Consider the following 16,544-nt stretch of genomic DNA (forward strand, 5'->3'; position numbering starts at 1 on the left):
TAGGTGATCGGTGGGAATGAGTTCGTGCGATGATCGGATGTAACAACGCTACTCATCTCCACCTCCGCAGTTGGTGTGGGTTCGAACGATTCACAGCAAGGGTAGCAGTGGGCTGCTAACTACCGCTGTGATGACTACTTCAGAGTCGAACTCGAGCCACGAACCGTGACTCGAGCTGACTTGGACTCGCGTCGGGTGGGTCCGGGGAAGACCGAGTAACTACCGACGCATTCGAACGATAGGAAACCACCACTGTAAATATACCTCATTGTCACAAGCCCACGTATTTTGAAATATACTCGAGAGAGTACGCACCTGCAGGACAAAAACCCCTCAACGGTACGCCAGTCGCTGATCCCGAGTCATCGAACCGACGCCGAATATTCCCGCGGTGGCACCAACGAGTCGATAAAGTTCCGATCGATAGGCATCCCCTTGAGAGTCGTAAACTGCACCGGATCCAAGTCGTTTGTAACGAGCTCTCGAGACGTGTGCTCTCGAAGCTGAAGGCAGGCCTCGACATCGAGTATCCGAGGCTTTAGCGAAAATGGGAGTTCCGAAATTGCTTCCTCGAGGGCTGGATACGCTCGCACGATGCTTCGTGATGAGACGCGACATGCATCGGCGACCGTCTGCTGGTTAAGCGATTTCGTCGCGAGCGAATCAGCAATGTAAATGCTGGCACCCGCAACGCTGAGTGTGTTTTTCGTTCGGCAGACGCCATCGCTAAAGAAGTAGCCCGCAATGAACGTCGCGGTCGGGAGAAGTTGCTCTTTCTGCTCAGCCGGCGATGAATCGAACGGCTCGTCCGGAAGCCGTTCGATAATACGCCTAATCAGCGTTGCAGGATTGATCGGCGGGATAGCGCAATCGAGGTCGGCTTTGAGTTGATTCATCGCATTGCGGGTTTTCTCCTCGGACGGAAACACAGTCCACGAGTCACACACCCACGAGATCGGGATCGGGTCATTTTCCATTCGACTTGCCATATAGAAACAGGCGAGCAGGTCGCTGATTGTCTTTGGCTCGATACTATCACTCGCGCGCCCGTCCGCCTCGAGCATTTCAGCTGTGTCGATCACGGCCGGGTCGACGTTGAATCTCTTGTAGAGCGTGCCAAAGATAAGATCCCGAAATGCTGTGTGACTGGTCCCAACATCGTGGTACTCGTCTTTGATCGTCTGTGGGCTGTCTGCAACAGGTAAATCGACGCGGTCTGCGGAAGGAACAGGCTGTTCACCACCGGCTGGTGAGGATTGTGACTCACTCGAGGACTGCTTCAGGACAATATCCCATTCAGCAGTTTCGATCGCGGTCTCTCGCGATTGAGGGACCTCAGCGTCTGCCGATTCGTCACTGATTGATGGCTCACTATTCAGGGCCGATTGAAGCCGTTCGAGTGAGTCCACTCCATCGACCTGAACGATTAGCCTCCCGACCTCCTCATCTAGTTGCTCGAGTCTGACATCACCTGCTGAGACGACAGCAGCTTCGTCAGTCTCCGATATCTCTGAATACATACTCAATCGACCCACAGGCTCCTACAGTGGCGAGCCGGTACTTGATTCTCTTTTGAGCCCTGTGATCAAATAACTTCCTGTGTGAGAATCCTCCGGTAAATCGCCTCGGGGTCAAGTGGTTCGAGAATCGAAGATGCTCGTGATGACGGGAGACCGCTGGTCTCTCGAACCACGGCCCGTCGCCCACGTAACGAGGGAGTATCCGAACGAGCAGGCAGTGAACGCCACATCCTCGAGGGGTATGCCAACGTGCTAACTGCTCAACGGACGCGAGACGATCCTCGAGTCTGTCGACACCTGCCGAAGTCCTTGTGGCAAAAGCAACACTAGGACTCCCTATATTGTCGATGATAGGTACAACGACGGTTTAGACTGCCAGCAGTCCACAAGATATTGTGTGACTACCCGTGCCCGAAAGGTCTGCTAGTTCGTGACTAGACTGAAAGCCTGAAATCCCCACTGTTGAGCGACCCGCAGGGTCGCAAGGCTCGAAGATCTGTGATTCCCGTCCGTTCGAGATTCCTTTGCGTTTACGCCGAGGAGGATGTCAATGGCCAAACTGACAACCACATGAATTGAAGGCCGAGTGTCCTTACCACAGCAGTCTCAAACAGCACATTTGATTTGGATTACAACTGTACCACCGTAAATACAGAACAAACATTTGACTCGCTCTTTCAATCAAATGCCAAATTTGGGCCGGTAAGTCAAAGGGTTGACACAGACATCGACCTGGATACAACTAGTCTCGAGGATACTTCACCAGCGAAAATAACACTGGATAATCAACATGTTATTAATTGAATCACATTAGTTGTGGATAGCCCCCGATCCTGACAAGTGAAGATAATACTACTGGGCTAGCTCCGACTTTGGCGCAGACAATGTGCATAAAATACAATTACTACAACCCATTTGCGCTCATTCGGCTTTGGTGAATCGCCATACGGCATTAGGTTGGGAGATCTTGGGACCTAACCCTCGTCCATAGAGGTCAACGCCGTCTAGTAATTCACTAGAGCCGTTCATTCTACTTGAAGCACGCAATTACAGTCAAGAAAAGACATCAAGGTCTGAGAGAAATATCAAATAAACAGACAAAACTAGTATCGAGGTTTGATGATTCTCTTAAAAGAAAAAGTAGAGTGCCACGGCCACGAGAAAGAAAAGAAGGGCGGCGACCACTAGTGATCGGGAATAAGAACGACCTCCTTTGTCGTCTGCTGAGGATTCAAACGTGAAAGTTTGAGGAGGTTCAGCGGATGCACCAAATTCCGGGTCCGAACTCTCCCGGTCAAACGAGTCTAACGTTGAGTTGATCTTGTAGAACTCAGTCCCTCGTTTGATGATGTCTGCATCTGGATCATACTCGACGAAGTCGTACTTCTCGAGCGTTTCGATATGGTTTTGTCGTAACGATACTCGGACACTATTTCTATATTTACTGGCGTCGTCCCACTCACTGTCTTCTATCCGCATTACCTCATCAACTAACGAGTTTAATGAGCAAGACTCCCCATTGGATGCAAGCGCTTTCAGAAATATCCGACGTCTTGGATTAGCCAGCATTTTGATGATTATAGTTTCGTCATACTCCGCTGCTTTAGCCATTCGATTGGGTCCCCCAAATGTATTAATTGATGCTGGCAACAAATGTTTTATGGCCGACATAGAAATACCCAAAGGTTATTTTTCTTCCATGGCTCCACCAGATTGGCGAATATTCCAAACATCATGTTGCGAATATAATCAATAGGCTACACCCAAGAGAGTTAGTTACAAATTCACTCGACAGTAACACTCTTCGCGAGATGACGTGGCTTGTCGATCGATCGGCCGAGTTCGTTCGCCACCCAATACGAAACAAGTTGCAGTTGGACATTCGCCGTAATTGCAGACGTAATTCCCGTCGACGGAGGCACCTCAAGAACATGGTCAGCATACCGGCCGACATCAGAGACCCCATCGGTAACAGCAATAACTGGCGTGTCACGCGCTTCGACTTCTTTGACATTCCCAATTGTCTTTTCGGCAATCGGTCCATCGCCTGTGACTACAGCGAACACAGGCGTCTTCTCTGAAACAAGTGCTAACGGTCCATGTTTCAACTCACCAGCCGCAAAGCCTTCTGCGTGCTTGTAGGTAATCTCCTTCATCTTGAGTGCGCCTTCGAGCGCGACAGGACGGTGGTGCTTCCGTCCGATAAAGAAGTAGGCGTCCGCGTTTCGGTACTCGGTTGCAATCTCCTTTGCACGAGAATTATCGAGCACCGCCTGTACCTGATCTGGAACCGTTCGTAGTTCACGGATGAGTTCTCGGGATCGATGATTGCTCAGTTCCGCGGCGAGCAACATAAGTGCAACCTGCTGGCTCGCAAAGGTTTTCGTCGCCGCAACGCCGATCTCAGGCCCTGCTCTAATATAGAGTACCTCATCACACGTCCTCGCCGCAGAGCTTCCGACAACGTTAGTAACTGCAAGCGTCGTCGAACCAGCCCGGTTTGCCTCCCGAAGTGCTCGCATCGTATCTGCGGTTTCCCCACTTTGTGTTACACCAACGACGAGGCTGTCTGCGCTAAGGGGAATCTCAGTTGCGGTGAACTCACTCGCTAAAAACGCTTGTGCGGGGACACCCCAGTCACGGAACAATCGAGCAGCGAAGGCAGCTGCATGATATGACGTTCCACAGGCAACCAGTCGAATCGGCGGATTCCAGTCCATTTCATCAATGTTCTCGAGAGAGACGCCACCAGATAATTCCTCGAGACGACCGCGGAGACATTGTCGAAGTGCAGTTGGTTGCTCATGGATCTCTTTGAGCATGTAGTGGTCATAGCCACTCTTGCCCGTCTCCTCGGAATCCCAAGCGATAGTTTCGATCGTCGTGTCGACGACGTCCCCAGTATCATCAGTCACGACGACTCGATCGGGAGTTAACCGAGCGAACTCACCGTCATCAAGATAGATTACACGGTCAGTATACTCGATGAACGCGGGAACATCGCTGGCAAGGTAGTATCCGTTCTCCCCGAGACCCAATACGAGTGGAGACTCATTTCTGGCAGCATACACTGTCTCATCTCCCTCAAACACAGCTGCGATTGCGTAACTCCCTTCGACACGATCAATCGCGCTCCGAAATGCTTCAGCATTGGTTTGCCCCTGCTCGAGGAACGATCCGATCAGATGCGGAATCACTTCCGTATCAGTCTCGCTATCGAATTCGATACCGGCTGTGGTAAGTTCATCCCGGAGCTCCTGGTAGTTTCCAATTATCCCATTGTGGACAACGGCAACACGTTCTAATTCATCGGTATGGGGATGTGCGTTCGCATCAGACGGTGCCCCGTGAGTACTCCAGCGTGTGTGTCCGATGCCAGCTGGCTCATCGCCGAGCTGTGATTCTGGCAGTGCCGACTCGAGTGAAGAGAGTTCACCGGCTTTCTTGTGCACCTCAATCGACGGATCTGCAAGTGCAACACCTGCCGAATCATATCCCCGATACTCGAGCTGGGAAAGCCCCTCAAGAAGGACATCGGTTGCACCCTGATCAGTTCCGACATACCCGACGATGCCACACATTAGCCGTACACCTCCGAATCGTCCTCGACTGTTCCACCGACTGTAGAGCCAGCGTGGATTACTACATCGGTGCCAACAATCGTTCCTGGTCTGTAAGTCACACCACCTTTGTCGTGGACGCGATCAGCGAGTACTGCACCAAGGCGTTCGTTGTGATGGATTTGGCCGTCAATTTCGACATCTCCTGGGCCGCCGACGACAGTCGTTCCCGGTCCAATGTATGTACCGTGGCCAGTAACACAATCGAGTACCGTGCAGCCAGATTCAATACGAGTGTCGGTATCAATGACCGACTGTTCGACGGTCGTGTTCGAACCGATGGTCACATTCTCGCCTAAACTAACGTTCGGACCGACGACAGCACCAGGCCCGATAACACAGTCCTGACTTACAAGAACGGGTTCGTTGATCGTTGCCGACTCGTGGATAGTCGATTCAGGCGAAATATCCGGCTGAGTACTTGACGCATCCGCAAGGAGATCCGTTGCGATTTCCAGAAGATCCCACGGATACGTGGCGTCGATCCAAGTTCCGTTCGAGGCAACGCCACGAATGGAGGCCTCTTCCTCGAGGAGGTTCGACAGCGCATCAACAAGCGACAGTTCGCCAGATCGCCGGTCTGTCGTTCGAACAGTATCGAACATAGCAGGTTCAAACGCGTACACGCCCGCGTTGAGGGCATAATTTCGATCGTCGGCTGGATTCTCGACAATATCACGGACAGCATGGTCTTCAGCCAGTAACACTCCACCGTAGTCCCTGACATCAGCCTCTCGAACGACACCGAGCGTTGCTGTCGCTGTTCCCGCCTGGTGTTCGTGCAAGACATCGAAAACAAGTTTCTGGTCGATGAGCTGATCGCCATACACGACAAGGACTGGTTCAGGATTGGCAGGTTCAGCACACTCGAGGGCATGACCACTGCCTAACTGCTTGTCTTGAACCACGTAGGTGATCGGAACGTTTCGATACGTTGGGCCAAAATGTGACTGAACACGATTCCGTTGGTATCCAACGACAACCGAGAGATCAGTTACACCCGCATCAATCAATGCATCAAAGACGTGCTCGAGAATCGGTTTTCGAGCAGCAGGTAGCATGGGCTTTGGCCGATTTTTCGTTAGCGGGCGGAGTCGGCGTCCTTCCCCTGCCGCGAGAACGATAGCAGAATCTATAGTCACGGTTCTTACCTACACAAAACGGGACAGTCAGTCACATTAATGTTTTCGGGATGAGAGCTTTGTATGCCAGTGAACACGATGGTTGTGAGTAGGCAGACGACGAGGTGAACCGCTATTACTGGGACTCGGACAGTCTAGCGACCAGTGTAATGAGAAGTGCAGTGATAGCAACCACTGGAACGATTAACAACGGCGACGAATCCTCAGCATCGTTTTCCCCACCAGCATCGTCATCGCTTTCATTGGGGTGTATCGTGCCGCTTTGTGAGTCATCGTCTCCGTTATCAGTGTCATCACTCGAGTTAGAATCTGTTCCAGAAGAGTCGCCGCTATCATCCCCAGACTCGTTCCCGTTATCGTTCGTTTCGTCACCCGAACCGTTCTCAGAGTCGTCTACTGAGGAGTTCGAATCACCGTTTTCTCCGTTCTGTTCACCGGTGTCGTCATTGTCATCATCCTGACCGTCACCGTTTCCAGCTCCGCCATTCATCCCATTGTCCTCCTCCTCACTAGGGGCGACAACGTCAAACTCCCCACCTTCGCTCACAGCGAGCAGTTCGGATTCATCCTCACCATCGATCTCATCATCTCCTTGCGCGACCGCATACACGTTATATGATTCTCCTTCTTCGAAAGTACTTCCAGAGATAGTCGCCTCGTATGTGTCGCCCTCAACGTGTGAGGCATCTTCTCTGAGTGCTGTCTCGTCGTTCCATACTGCTACCTCAACATTATCCGGGGACTCCTCGAGTTCCGTTTCTGTCACTGTAGTCTTGATCATAATAGAATCTTCGTCCGCTTCAATTGTAGTTGGTGATTCAACTGAGATATCATACCCACTAATAACGACCGGTTGAAAATCAACATAGCCTTGGTCAATATATAATCCTAACATGTATGAACCAGGTTCAAGAGTTTCAGTATCAAAAACTACTTCACTTGATCCAGTGCCTGGTTCAGTCGCTTCAGACATTTCATCAGTATTCAGGAGGAAAACATCAAAACCAGCTCCATCATTAACCATGACATTAGCAGATAAGCTTTGGCCGCGTTTGATTTCAGTCAGGGATGAGATTCTATATTCTGTATCTTCAATAGTTACGTACTGTGTTGGTGTTTCAGTTACAGATGTGGTAGATATTCCAGGGTCTTTGTCAGCACTACTCAGCGTAACGCCACACAAAAGCGCGCATAGTACTATCCCGATTAATAGACTTACTTTGATCTTTGATCGATAATTTTGAAGGATCCCAATCATGGGTCAAGCCACTGAATGTCACTTTGGTTTTGAAAGTAAGGGTCCATGCTAAATGTGATGATAATACGGATACGTTAACGTACCGGATTTGAAGCGATGAAGACCATATTGTATAGTGAATATTGCCACTAAAGGGGTATAGAAGGTTGAGCGAGTTAGAGATGTCTTTTCAATAAAGAGAAAGAAATAACTGTGTTGAAGATAGTCAAGCTATCATGGCTAAAACAGCAGCTATAGTGGGTATTGCCGCTCTTATGATACTCGCACCAATGGCGGGTGTGGTTGGTGCAGCATCCCCATCAGGGCAAACAGAGGAAATTAAATTGCAGAACGTAGACGCACAATCAAATAGTGAGGGTGATGAATTCAAAATCTCTGAAGATGTTTCTCTGTGGGCAGCCTCCCCACTTTCACTTCGTGCAGATCTCGATAATGCCGAAAATACTATTGAACTTCATGATATCTATCTGACAGATCAGACCTATGGAACAGGACCTGCAGAACGTGACGCAGTTGGCGTATTTGACAAAGGAGAGGTGAAGCTTAATCTTGCAGATTCATATGGTCCTGGGATTGATGAATATAGTGGGGAAGAAGTGAATATTATTATTGGAAAACTCGACTCAGATGCTTCTATCAATAATCTTGATGCAATGATGGCATTAGATAGTGACAGTCTTTCTGAGTTGAATAAGAATATTGAATTCGACATGGTCGAGGAAGAAACTGAGCTTCCTGAAGATGGAGAGCTCACTGACATCGATCCAGAGGCAGATGATTCTGGCCAGTATGTTGCCATGGTTTCGACCGAAGACAACGGTGAAGGAGTCAAAGTCAAGGATGATAATCTTGTCATTGAGGGAGAGTCAACAATTATTGGTTTCGAAAGCTTCATCGTACAAGATGAATCTTCAGAAGTTGAAACTCCGTCCTCGATAGAGCCAGGTGAAACCATCGAATTCGAGGCAGACAATATTAATGCTAATTCAGAAAACGTTGGGCATGGAATCGCACTCTATCATGAGGATACGTTCCTCGAACAAGAAACTGAAATCAAACTAACCGAAGAACTAGATAGTGACTTTTCCAATGAGGATATCATAGTGGAGACATCACTCGGTGCAGTTGATGGAGAAGCAAATCTTGAAGAGGATGTTGACCTCTTTGGGTTCTCACAAGATACAGGAGATGTTAGTGGGCTAACGGATATAGAGTCAGTACTTGGCCTTACCGCAGACAGGGTTGATTTCGACGATGACCAAATCGAGTCAGGAGAGAACATTCTGAACGCCTCTGCAACGGTACAGGAAAACGATTCTGATGATGGCACAGTGTCTATCGAAGTTGAAACACTCGAGGACTGGGACGAAGGCGAATACCAGTGGATTCACCTCGCTGCTGATGAGGACAACGAAGAACTCATAACCAATGAAGGAACAATCACAATCGAAGAAGAAGACGATTCAAGTAGCGGTGGAGGTGGAGGCGGTGGATGGGCACCGTCAGATCCAGCAGAGCCTGAAGCCTCGATAGACATCACGCCAAAGACAGCAGAAGTCAGTGAGGAGGTTACGTTCTCGGCTTCAGGATCTTCGATTTCTGAGGGCGAGATCACTGACTACGAGTGGGAAATTAACGGCGAAACCCACAGCGGAGAAGAGGTCATCTCGAGCTTCAAGGAAGCCGGTGACTACTCTGTTGAACTCACCGTCACGAGTGACGAGGGTGAAACAGATTCAGCGTCGACGACGTTTACTGTTGAAGCAGAAGAAGAACCTGAGCCACCGGTTCCAACGGCAGCAATCGATGTTGACCCAGATCCAGCCGAAGTCGGTGAAGATGTCACCCTCTCTGCGGCTGACTCATCCACACCAGAAGGAGAGATTACGGACTACGAATGGGATGTTCAGGGAGAAACCCATGACGGTGAAGAAATGACGACCAGCTTTGACGAAGCTGTCGAATACACTGTCAGCCTAACAGTGACCAACGATGCTGGAGAAACGGACTCCACAACGGCGACAGTCACCGTTGAAGAAGCTGAGGACGACGACGATGATGGCACGCCTGGATTCGGTGCAGTTTCGGCACTCGCCGCACTCCTCTCGATTGCGTTGATTGGGGCTCGCTACAAAGAATGACATCATCCATACTCTGAAGGCGTAGTTTTCTCCGTGGAGGTCGTAGGTCTCTCCGGACGCGACATTCTTCTCACGGTCGACGATACTCGAGTCTATATGCTCCTCGGTCAACTGCCATGGGCACGATGGCCCGTGGCTTGTCAAGTGGACTCACTGCGTCGTACCGAGGGACTCTCGGCGTTCACAGATCGGCATCCCTGACTTCGGGGCCGGTTGACTGCGGCCCGTAGCCGACGACAACTGTTGGCCACCGACCACTGCCATGCTGTTGGGATGCCAACTAGTGAACTACCCCTGCTACTCGCCGCCGTTGGCGGCTCCTTAAGGCAGGGGCTTCCTGCTTCCAAGACGCGTTTTGCAGGAACAACCACAGTTCCCGCAGGGAGCGCAGTCTCCACAGGCGTAACTTCGGAGTGACCCACTCCTAGTTTGGTGAGTCCGCGAGAAAGGACGTTCCACGCCGCATTTGCGTCTCTGTTCCAACAGACCTCAGAGCAGTTGCTCTCCATCGAAGATCGCCACATGGTGACTATGTTGGTACGCTTCACCAGTACACTGAAGATAATTCATTTACAAACCAGCGGTAACTATCACTATGCCAGAATGTTCAAAATGTGGGGGGCACGTTGCTACGGCGTTCATTCGCGTTTTTGCCACAGAAAATAAACAAAACCTCCCCGAAGAGTCCCTGAGGTACTCGATATACACAAACCAACTGTTTTCGTGAGACCGGTTCAAAGGTGCTCGAGTGGCGGTGTTCGACCGACACGCCAGCCAGCCACTGCTGCAGCGATGGTGCCAATACAGACTGCGATCGTAATTCCCCAGAAGTAGATTTGGGGTGATGTCTGTACGAGCCCTTCAAAGCCGACGACAAACGCCGCAAGTTCGTTCAGGAATGTTACCCCTAGCGGGGTTAGGGCAAGCCCCAATAGCCCACCGAGAATTCCAATCATCAATCCCTGTCCAACGACTGTCGCGACAAGAATCACTGAAGAGATTCCCTGTGCCTTGAGTGCAGCAAACTCCCGCCGTTGTTGATACACGACAAGCGCAAGTAAATTCAGCGTCAGTGCGCCACCAGAAACGGCAGCAAGCACGACAAGTGCGCCACCAGCCGCAAGCACAAGAACCTGCTCTTGGAGCACCGCCTCGAGTTGTTCATCATCCGATCGGATGTCGTATTCAGGGAACGAGTCTTGAAGATCCGATTGGACAGCCTCCTGTGAGGCACCATCTTCAAGAGTGATCGTGATGAACGTTGCAGGTTCATTTTCGGTGGTCGAAGTAACCTGATGAAGCTCACTTAACGGCATCGTCACCGTCGGCGTTCCCAACATTTGTTCGAACGTCGGGGAGATTCCGACGACGGTGAACTCGTTGTCTCGCGCCATACTCAATGACCCGCCAACATGAACAGTATCTCCAATATCAATATCAAGTGCTCGAGCGGTCTCTTCATCAATGAGAATCTCGTGGCTCATCTCGCCCTCGTACGTCCCGTTTGCATAATGCGGATCGCCACCGAATTGCTCACCCTCTGTCACACTTACTGCTGGACCGCCCCCACGAACGCCACTCCCGATAAATGTCTCAAAATCGCCAGTTTCGTCAGCAGCCACATACACAGTTTCAAAGGCAAGGGGGATCGCATGTCGGACTTCCTCATGGGTTTCCATTTCCTCAGAGACTGATCGTGAATCGTATAGCGAGTTTTCGAATCCACCACCGCCCCGTGTCGTTATTTGGGTCTCGCCACCCGTTACCCAGAGATCCCGATCTGCAGAATCAAACTGTTGTTCGCCGATGTCGATAACGCCGATACCAGCTCCAGCAAGTAACGTTGTAGCGAGCACAGCGAGTGCAACACCAATGATTGCCAGCGACAGTCGGAGCTTATGATGACGTAACTGAGAGAAGGCCAGTCCACCTGAAACTCGCAATCGCGTCACCAACCCACCAATTAGACTCATGTTGGAACACCTCCAGTAATCCGACGAGCAATGAACAGAAGAGCTGGCAATGACAGCACCCCAATAATCAGCGCAACGACGACTCCATACACGATGAACAACGGGTGGGCAAAGGCGATTGGTTCCGTTGTGAGTACCCTGACTGCAATAGTGTTTACAAGCCAAATGCTGGCAAGTCCACTAAGACCACCAATAATGCCTCCCAGAACAGTCGTGACAATGGTCTGAACACCCACTAATTGGATTTGACTTCGAGACGAGATTCCGATTGCAGACATCGTCGCTAGCTGGCGTCGATCCGCGACAATTTCGAGGCCAGTCGTTGTGACAACAAATAGCGTCCCGATAGAAATTGCGACGATAAATGCGGTCCCTGACAGCGCTAGTGGAAGATCTGCATCAACCGTTTCACTCGCTGTCATCTCCCCACGAGATAATACTTCGGACTGTGGATAAATAGCCTCGAGATCGTCTTGAACAGCTGGCGAATCGGTTTTGACGACAAACTGATCAGCCTGATCATCCGTGTCTGCGCCGGTTAGGGTCTGCAGTTCGCTCAGTTGAACAACGGCTGTTGGAACGTTTCCAATCGAATCACCCGATGTCTCGGCTGTTTCTGTGACAGCGAAGGACTCATTTCCCGCAACCGATACTGAGTCATCAACTGAGACCTCGAGTAAATTAGCTGCACCTTCAGATAGTACGACTTCGCCGGTCCAGTCGCCGTCGTATGTGCCAGCATCGTAGTACGGGTCCCCAGGAGTTAACTGACTTCCATTGACACCGGCGACATCATCAATCCCCGGATTGTTAATAACGCCGACTACCAAGACGTACTCATCTTCACCATCCGCTTCAATGCGGAGAACGTCAGATAATACCGGTGTGGTGGCGTCGACGCCGTCTGTTTGTTCAATTTGGGTTGCCCCGTCGTGGACAGAACCAAATCGAGGACCATCTGTCGCGATCATCGGCGACCGATCACCTCCTTGCTCGGGCGTGATCCAGTAATCGATATCGTCATCGTAGACTGTGGTTCCAGTCGCTAATCCAATCCCAATCCCGGTGACGACGACCAACAATGTAATCGCGACAGCAACCCCAAGGATGCTAAATAGCACTCGTTGACGTGAGGTTCGTGTCGCTCGTGATAACGTACGTCGAATACCGATTGACGCTATTCCACCCCACTTAACGAAGAGACTCCGAAGAGTCATTCTCCTTGAGTGTGTATCGAAGTTGATTCGAATTCTGTCTCTTGATCGGAGATTGTCCCGTCTTGAAGCCGAACAACTCGATCTGCGATACGAAGCGTCGGGCGATCATGTGAAGCGAGGATAACAGCCCGGTCCTCAGCGACTCGTCTGAACTCGTTCAGGACTCGTTTTCCGGTTTCTGAATCAAGTTCGCCTGTTGGTTCATCAGCAACGACAAGTTTCGGATCTGTGACGAGTGCACGTGCGATAGCGACTCGCTGTTGTTCGCCCCCACTCAATTCACCTGGTCGATGGGTAATTCGGTCTTCAAGTCCAACACGCTCAAGCAACGCTGTAGCACGCTGTCGGCGTTCAGATTTTGAAACACCAAGCTCAACGAGTGGCAACGCGACATTTGCTCGCGCTGACAGTGACTTTAGCAAATGGAAGTGCTGAAAGATAACACCAACATGCTCCAATCTGTGACGTGTTCGCTCTCGTCGCGAAAGCGAATTCAGAGCTGTCTCTTGGAACGTCACTGTTCCTTCCGTCGGAAGTTCAAGACCAGCTAAGATATGAAGCAACGTCGATTTTCCACTCCCACTGGGGCCAGCAAGACCAACAATCTCACCGTTTGCTACTGAAATCGAGACCTCATCGAGGGCACGAACTGCCGGTGGATCAGAGCGGCCGAGAAGTCGCCCAATCCGTCCCGGTTCAGAACCGCGTTTGTATTCCTTTTGCAGGTTTCTCCCGACGATCATCGGAGTTGTATCCGTTGACTCACCAGTAGAAGAAGCGGGAGAGGGCTGTACGGTCATTATAGACAGACTGGGCTACATCTAAATAATAGTCTCGATTTTATGACTTTTGGGTTGAGTAGAGCGTGTCATAGAAAGGGCCACATACCCGCTATCCTGTGGTTCTTTGCCGTTCATTTCACGCTTAGGTTCATGAACAGCCCTGTTTCCATTTTTATTCTCTCAAAGTCCTCGAACAGTTTGGTTGCGCGCTTCCGTAGGAGATTGTTGATACAGCCTCCAGTTGCAGACCTCACTGAGTAGCTGGCCGTCAGAACCGCTGAAGTGCAAGTTCTCGAACTGTTCCGTTCACCACAGAATCACAAGAGAGCTCACGATCAACAATGTGCTACACAAGAGCGTTTTACTTTTGGTCGATTTGAAGCTACGGTTACTGGCAACTGGGAACCCATTGCCACGTCCGGAGTTGGTTAAACTCATTAAGAATACGACGAAATGATCGAAGTCACAGAGCAACCTAACGACTACCAGCTGACGCTCACCATCGGAGTCAATCGTCGATCGACCTCGACGAACACCTATTGATAGATTAGCTCTTGTCTCGAGTGCGGTAGAACAGACGACAGTGGACCGATTATCGCTATCCAGCCCCATAGATAGTGATAAGTTCACAGTAGACAGTCATCTTTTCCGTATCTCGTCCGTCTCGAAAGGGGATGGCTTTTTCGAGACCCCTAGTCGTCACCCCCCGCTGTAAGGCGTTCTTCGCGATATCGGGCTTCCTGTTCGTCCAACACCGTCTGTCGCTTCTGTTTTGCCGTGTCGGAGAGCATCTCCTCGGACCACTCGAACCCGCCATCGGTCTCGAGTTCGACCGACTCGACTCCTGCAAGCGCACCGACTCGTCCTTCGACTTCCTCAAAAAAATACGGGACCATATGACACGCTGGTGTCGTCAGCCGCATCGAAACGTGCACGTGGTTCTCAGAGACATCGATGGATTTCACTAGCCCCATCTCGACGATATCGAGGTTCGAGCCGGTCGCAGCGCTACACGGATCGACGATCTCTCGAAGCGACTCCCGGACGGCCTCAACCGTTGTCATGAGGAAACCACCTCGAACCCGGTCGTCGACCACGGCTCCTCGACGAGCTCGGCGTCGCTGTACTCGTCGTCAACTGTTTGGGCCTCGAGTTCGTCGAGATCGAATCCGTGTGCGTCCGCGAAGTTCTCGCCGAGGATCTTTCGTTTGTCTGCCTGGGTGATGGTGAAGCTTCCGCTCAGGCTTTCCATTTCAGGGAAGTCAAATTCCCAGAACCGTTTGAGCAACAACTGTGGGTGGAAGTGCGGCGCACCGGTTCCCCAAATGATCTTGTCGATCGCACGTTTGCCGCCGGCATACAGGAGATCCTGCATCGTCTCTGCGAACGTCTTCGGTGTCGTCACCGCCTCCGCGAGCGTCAACTCCAGATTGACGTAGACGTTCGGGAACCGTGCAATCTGCCAGCCGGTTTCTCGAGCGAACGTCAGGCCGCCGTGGACGATCTCGAAGGTCAGATCGGGGAAGCTCGCCGCGGCCTCCTCGACGTCGCCGACTTCATAGGAGTCCATCGGAACCGCGCCGAACGGCATCGCCTTGTGGACGGCGACGACATCAAGCCCGAGGTCGGCGACGTGTTCCCACAGCGGAAACGCCACTTCAGGGTCGTCCATCTTGAACCCGTGATGTGTCCCGCTTTCCTCCCAGTAGGAGGGGTAGACTTTCACGCCGTGGGGATCGAACGCCTCGACCTGTCGGGTCAGTTCACCTTGCGGGTCCTCGAGTCCGACCGCGTCGATGCTTCCCAGCGCAGCACTCCGTGTCGGGTTGCGCTCGAGGAACGCCTGTGCTTTCTCGAGGGACGTCAACCCGTCGTGAAAGACCGTAATCGACTGCGGATGAAACACCGAAAAGTCGGTCTGGCTCTCCCGGAAGAGCACGTCTTCGGTGTATTCGACGGGCCAGTCGCTCAAAAACGTCTCCGGCGTCCGTTTGTATCTGTCGGGCATCGCATCCTCAAGTCCGACCCCGATGTCTGCGACCTGTTCGGCGTACCTTGGAACACGGAAGTTCGATTCAGCCTGGTTGTACGCGTGGGAAACGGCGTCGACGACAAACACATCGTCAAGAGTTACCATGCACATAGGGGACCGATCGACCAATGTAAACCTTATGGCCTTGTGTAGCACTTTGTTGATCTCACAGCGTAGTTTTGATGGCGTGTTTGAGCGTTTCTTTCCCCGGTTTCCGCAGTAATTCTCGTCGAAGCTCGAGGGGTTGGAGTTACTGTGTGAATGAATCCTTCGAGATGTCTCGATGTGGTGAGAGCCACGGTCGTAGCAGCGGTCCGTGGCTCTCGTAGGTGTTGATGTGGACATCCTCGTCCGCGTATTCGCTGTCACCGTGGACGACGTATTCATGGTCGAATGCGTTGTCCTCGTTGAGTGGATCGCAAACACGAAATTCGTCAGTTTAGCCGGTCAGTGACACCATCTCGCGGTTTGCGAGAAGGATCCGAATCGTCGATTCATCCGCAGATTGCGCAGGGATCACACACCGATTGCCGGCGCCACGATTGACGATCGTGAACACCGGCGGTTTGTCCTGGTTGTACGATCCTCGTCTGCGCGTAGAGAAGCCACGCGAGCGCGACAGCCGGTCGCGCTCGCGGCCTTTCATCTCCGCAGAGACGTAGATTCCGTCGATCTCGACCGGGCCAACGAGGGTGAGCGAAGGCGCGTCGAGCGCTTCACGAAGACGCTCGACGCGCTGGTAGTGTACTGCAATCGATTTCAAGTTGAAGTTGACGGAGACTCGTGTTAAACAAGCGAAATGCTTGACATCCTCCCCGCGCTGAAGCGCGAGGATTCCCACGACACCGCGCCGCTGGGT

The 16,544-nt window shown here is 51.6% G+C and carries 11 protein-coding genes and 2 pseudogenes; 1 reads left to right on the forward strand and 12 read right to left on the reverse strand.

The features are described from left to right. Window positions 1-362: 362 nt before the first annotated feature. From QNM96_RS19900 to QNM96_RS19920, 5 genes are all read right to left on the reverse strand, one after another. Window positions 363-1,520 carry a hypothetical protein gene (locus QNM96_RS19900; RefSeq protein WP_283838554.1) on the reverse strand — a complete coding sequence of 386 codons (1,158 nt, stop codon included), beginning with the start codon at window positions 1,518-1,520 and terminating at the stop codon, window positions 363-365. Window positions 1,521-2,648: 1,128 nt separating this feature from the next. Continuing rightward, window positions 2,649-3,131, reverse strand: coding sequence for a hypothetical protein (locus tag QNM96_RS19905; RefSeq protein ID WP_283838555.1), 483 nt, complete (start codon window positions 3,129-3,131; stop codon window positions 2,649-2,651). A gap of 173 nt (window positions 3,132-3,304) precedes the next feature. After that, a complete protein-coding gene (gene glmS / locus QNM96_RS19910) occupies window positions 3,305-5,101 on the reverse strand; it encodes a glutamine--fructose-6-phosphate transaminase (isomerizing) (RefSeq protein ID WP_283838556.1) in 1,797 nt (598 codons plus the stop codon). Beyond that, a complete protein-coding gene (locus QNM96_RS19915) occupies window positions 5,101-6,282 on the reverse strand; it encodes a sugar phosphate nucleotidyltransferase (RefSeq protein ID WP_283838557.1) in 1,182 nt (393 codons plus the stop codon). Before QNM96_RS19915 ends, glmS begins: the two co-directional genes overlap by 1 nt. A gap of 115 nt (window positions 6,283-6,397) precedes the next feature. Next, window positions 6,398-7,540, reverse strand: coding sequence for a hypothetical protein (locus QNM96_RS19920; protein WP_283838558.1), 1,143 nt, complete (start codon window positions 7,538-7,540; stop codon window positions 6,398-6,400). Window positions 7,541-7,755: 215 nt separating this feature from the next. Between QNM96_RS19920 and QNM96_RS19925 the strand changes: the two genes are divergently transcribed. Next, window positions 7,756-9,681, forward strand: a complete 1,926-nt coding sequence (locus tag QNM96_RS19925) for a PKD domain-containing protein (protein ID WP_283838559.1) — start codon at window positions 7,756-7,758, stop codon at window positions 9,679-9,681. A gap of 317 nt (window positions 9,682-9,998) precedes the next feature. Here the strand turns inward: QNM96_RS19925 and QNM96_RS19930 are convergent. From QNM96_RS19930 to QNM96_RS19960, 7 genes and pseudogenes are all read right to left on the reverse strand, one after another. Beyond that, a pseudogene (locus QNM96_RS19930) lies at window positions 9,999-10,160 on the reverse strand (RNA-guided endonuclease TnpB family protein); the annotation flags it as partial. Window positions 10,161-10,415: 255 nt separating this feature from the next. Continuing rightward, window positions 10,416-11,654, reverse strand: coding sequence for an ABC transporter permease (locus tag QNM96_RS19935; protein WP_283838560.1), 1,239 nt, complete (start codon window positions 11,652-11,654; stop codon window positions 10,416-10,418). Further along, window positions 11,651-12,625, reverse strand: a complete 975-nt coding sequence (locus tag QNM96_RS19940; protein ID WP_345782551.1) for an FtsX-like permease family protein — start codon at window positions 12,623-12,625, stop codon at window positions 11,651-11,653. Before QNM96_RS19940 ends, QNM96_RS19935 begins: the two co-directional genes overlap by 4 nt. A 242-nt stretch (window positions 12,626-12,867) precedes the next feature. Beyond that, window positions 12,868-13,671, reverse strand: coding sequence for an ABC transporter ATP-binding protein (locus QNM96_RS19945; RefSeq protein ID WP_283838562.1), 804 nt, complete (start codon window positions 13,669-13,671; stop codon window positions 12,868-12,870). 674 nt (window positions 13,672-14,345) lie between these two features. After that, on the reverse strand, window positions 14,346-14,717 hold the full coding sequence (locus tag QNM96_RS19950) for an iron-sulfur cluster assembly protein (protein ID WP_283838563.1): 372 nt from the start codon (window positions 14,715-14,717) through the stop codon (window positions 14,346-14,348). Continuing rightward, a complete protein-coding gene (locus QNM96_RS19955) occupies window positions 14,714-15,790 on the reverse strand; it encodes an amidohydrolase family protein (RefSeq protein ID WP_283838564.1) in 1,077 nt (358 codons plus the stop codon). The genes QNM96_RS19950 and QNM96_RS19955 overlap by 4 nt, the downstream gene beginning before the upstream one ends. A gap of 61 nt (window positions 15,791-15,851) precedes the next feature. Continuing rightward, window positions 15,852-16,488 (reverse strand): annotated as a pseudogene (locus tag QNM96_RS19960) (IS1595 family transposase); the annotation flags it as partial. Between the last annotated feature and the right edge of the window lie 56 nt (window positions 16,489-16,544).

This window comes from Halostagnicola sp. A-GB9-2, from assembly GCF_030068615.1.
Classification (GTDB): domain Archaea; phylum Halobacteriota; class Halobacteria; order Halobacteriales; family Natrialbaceae; genus Halostagnicola.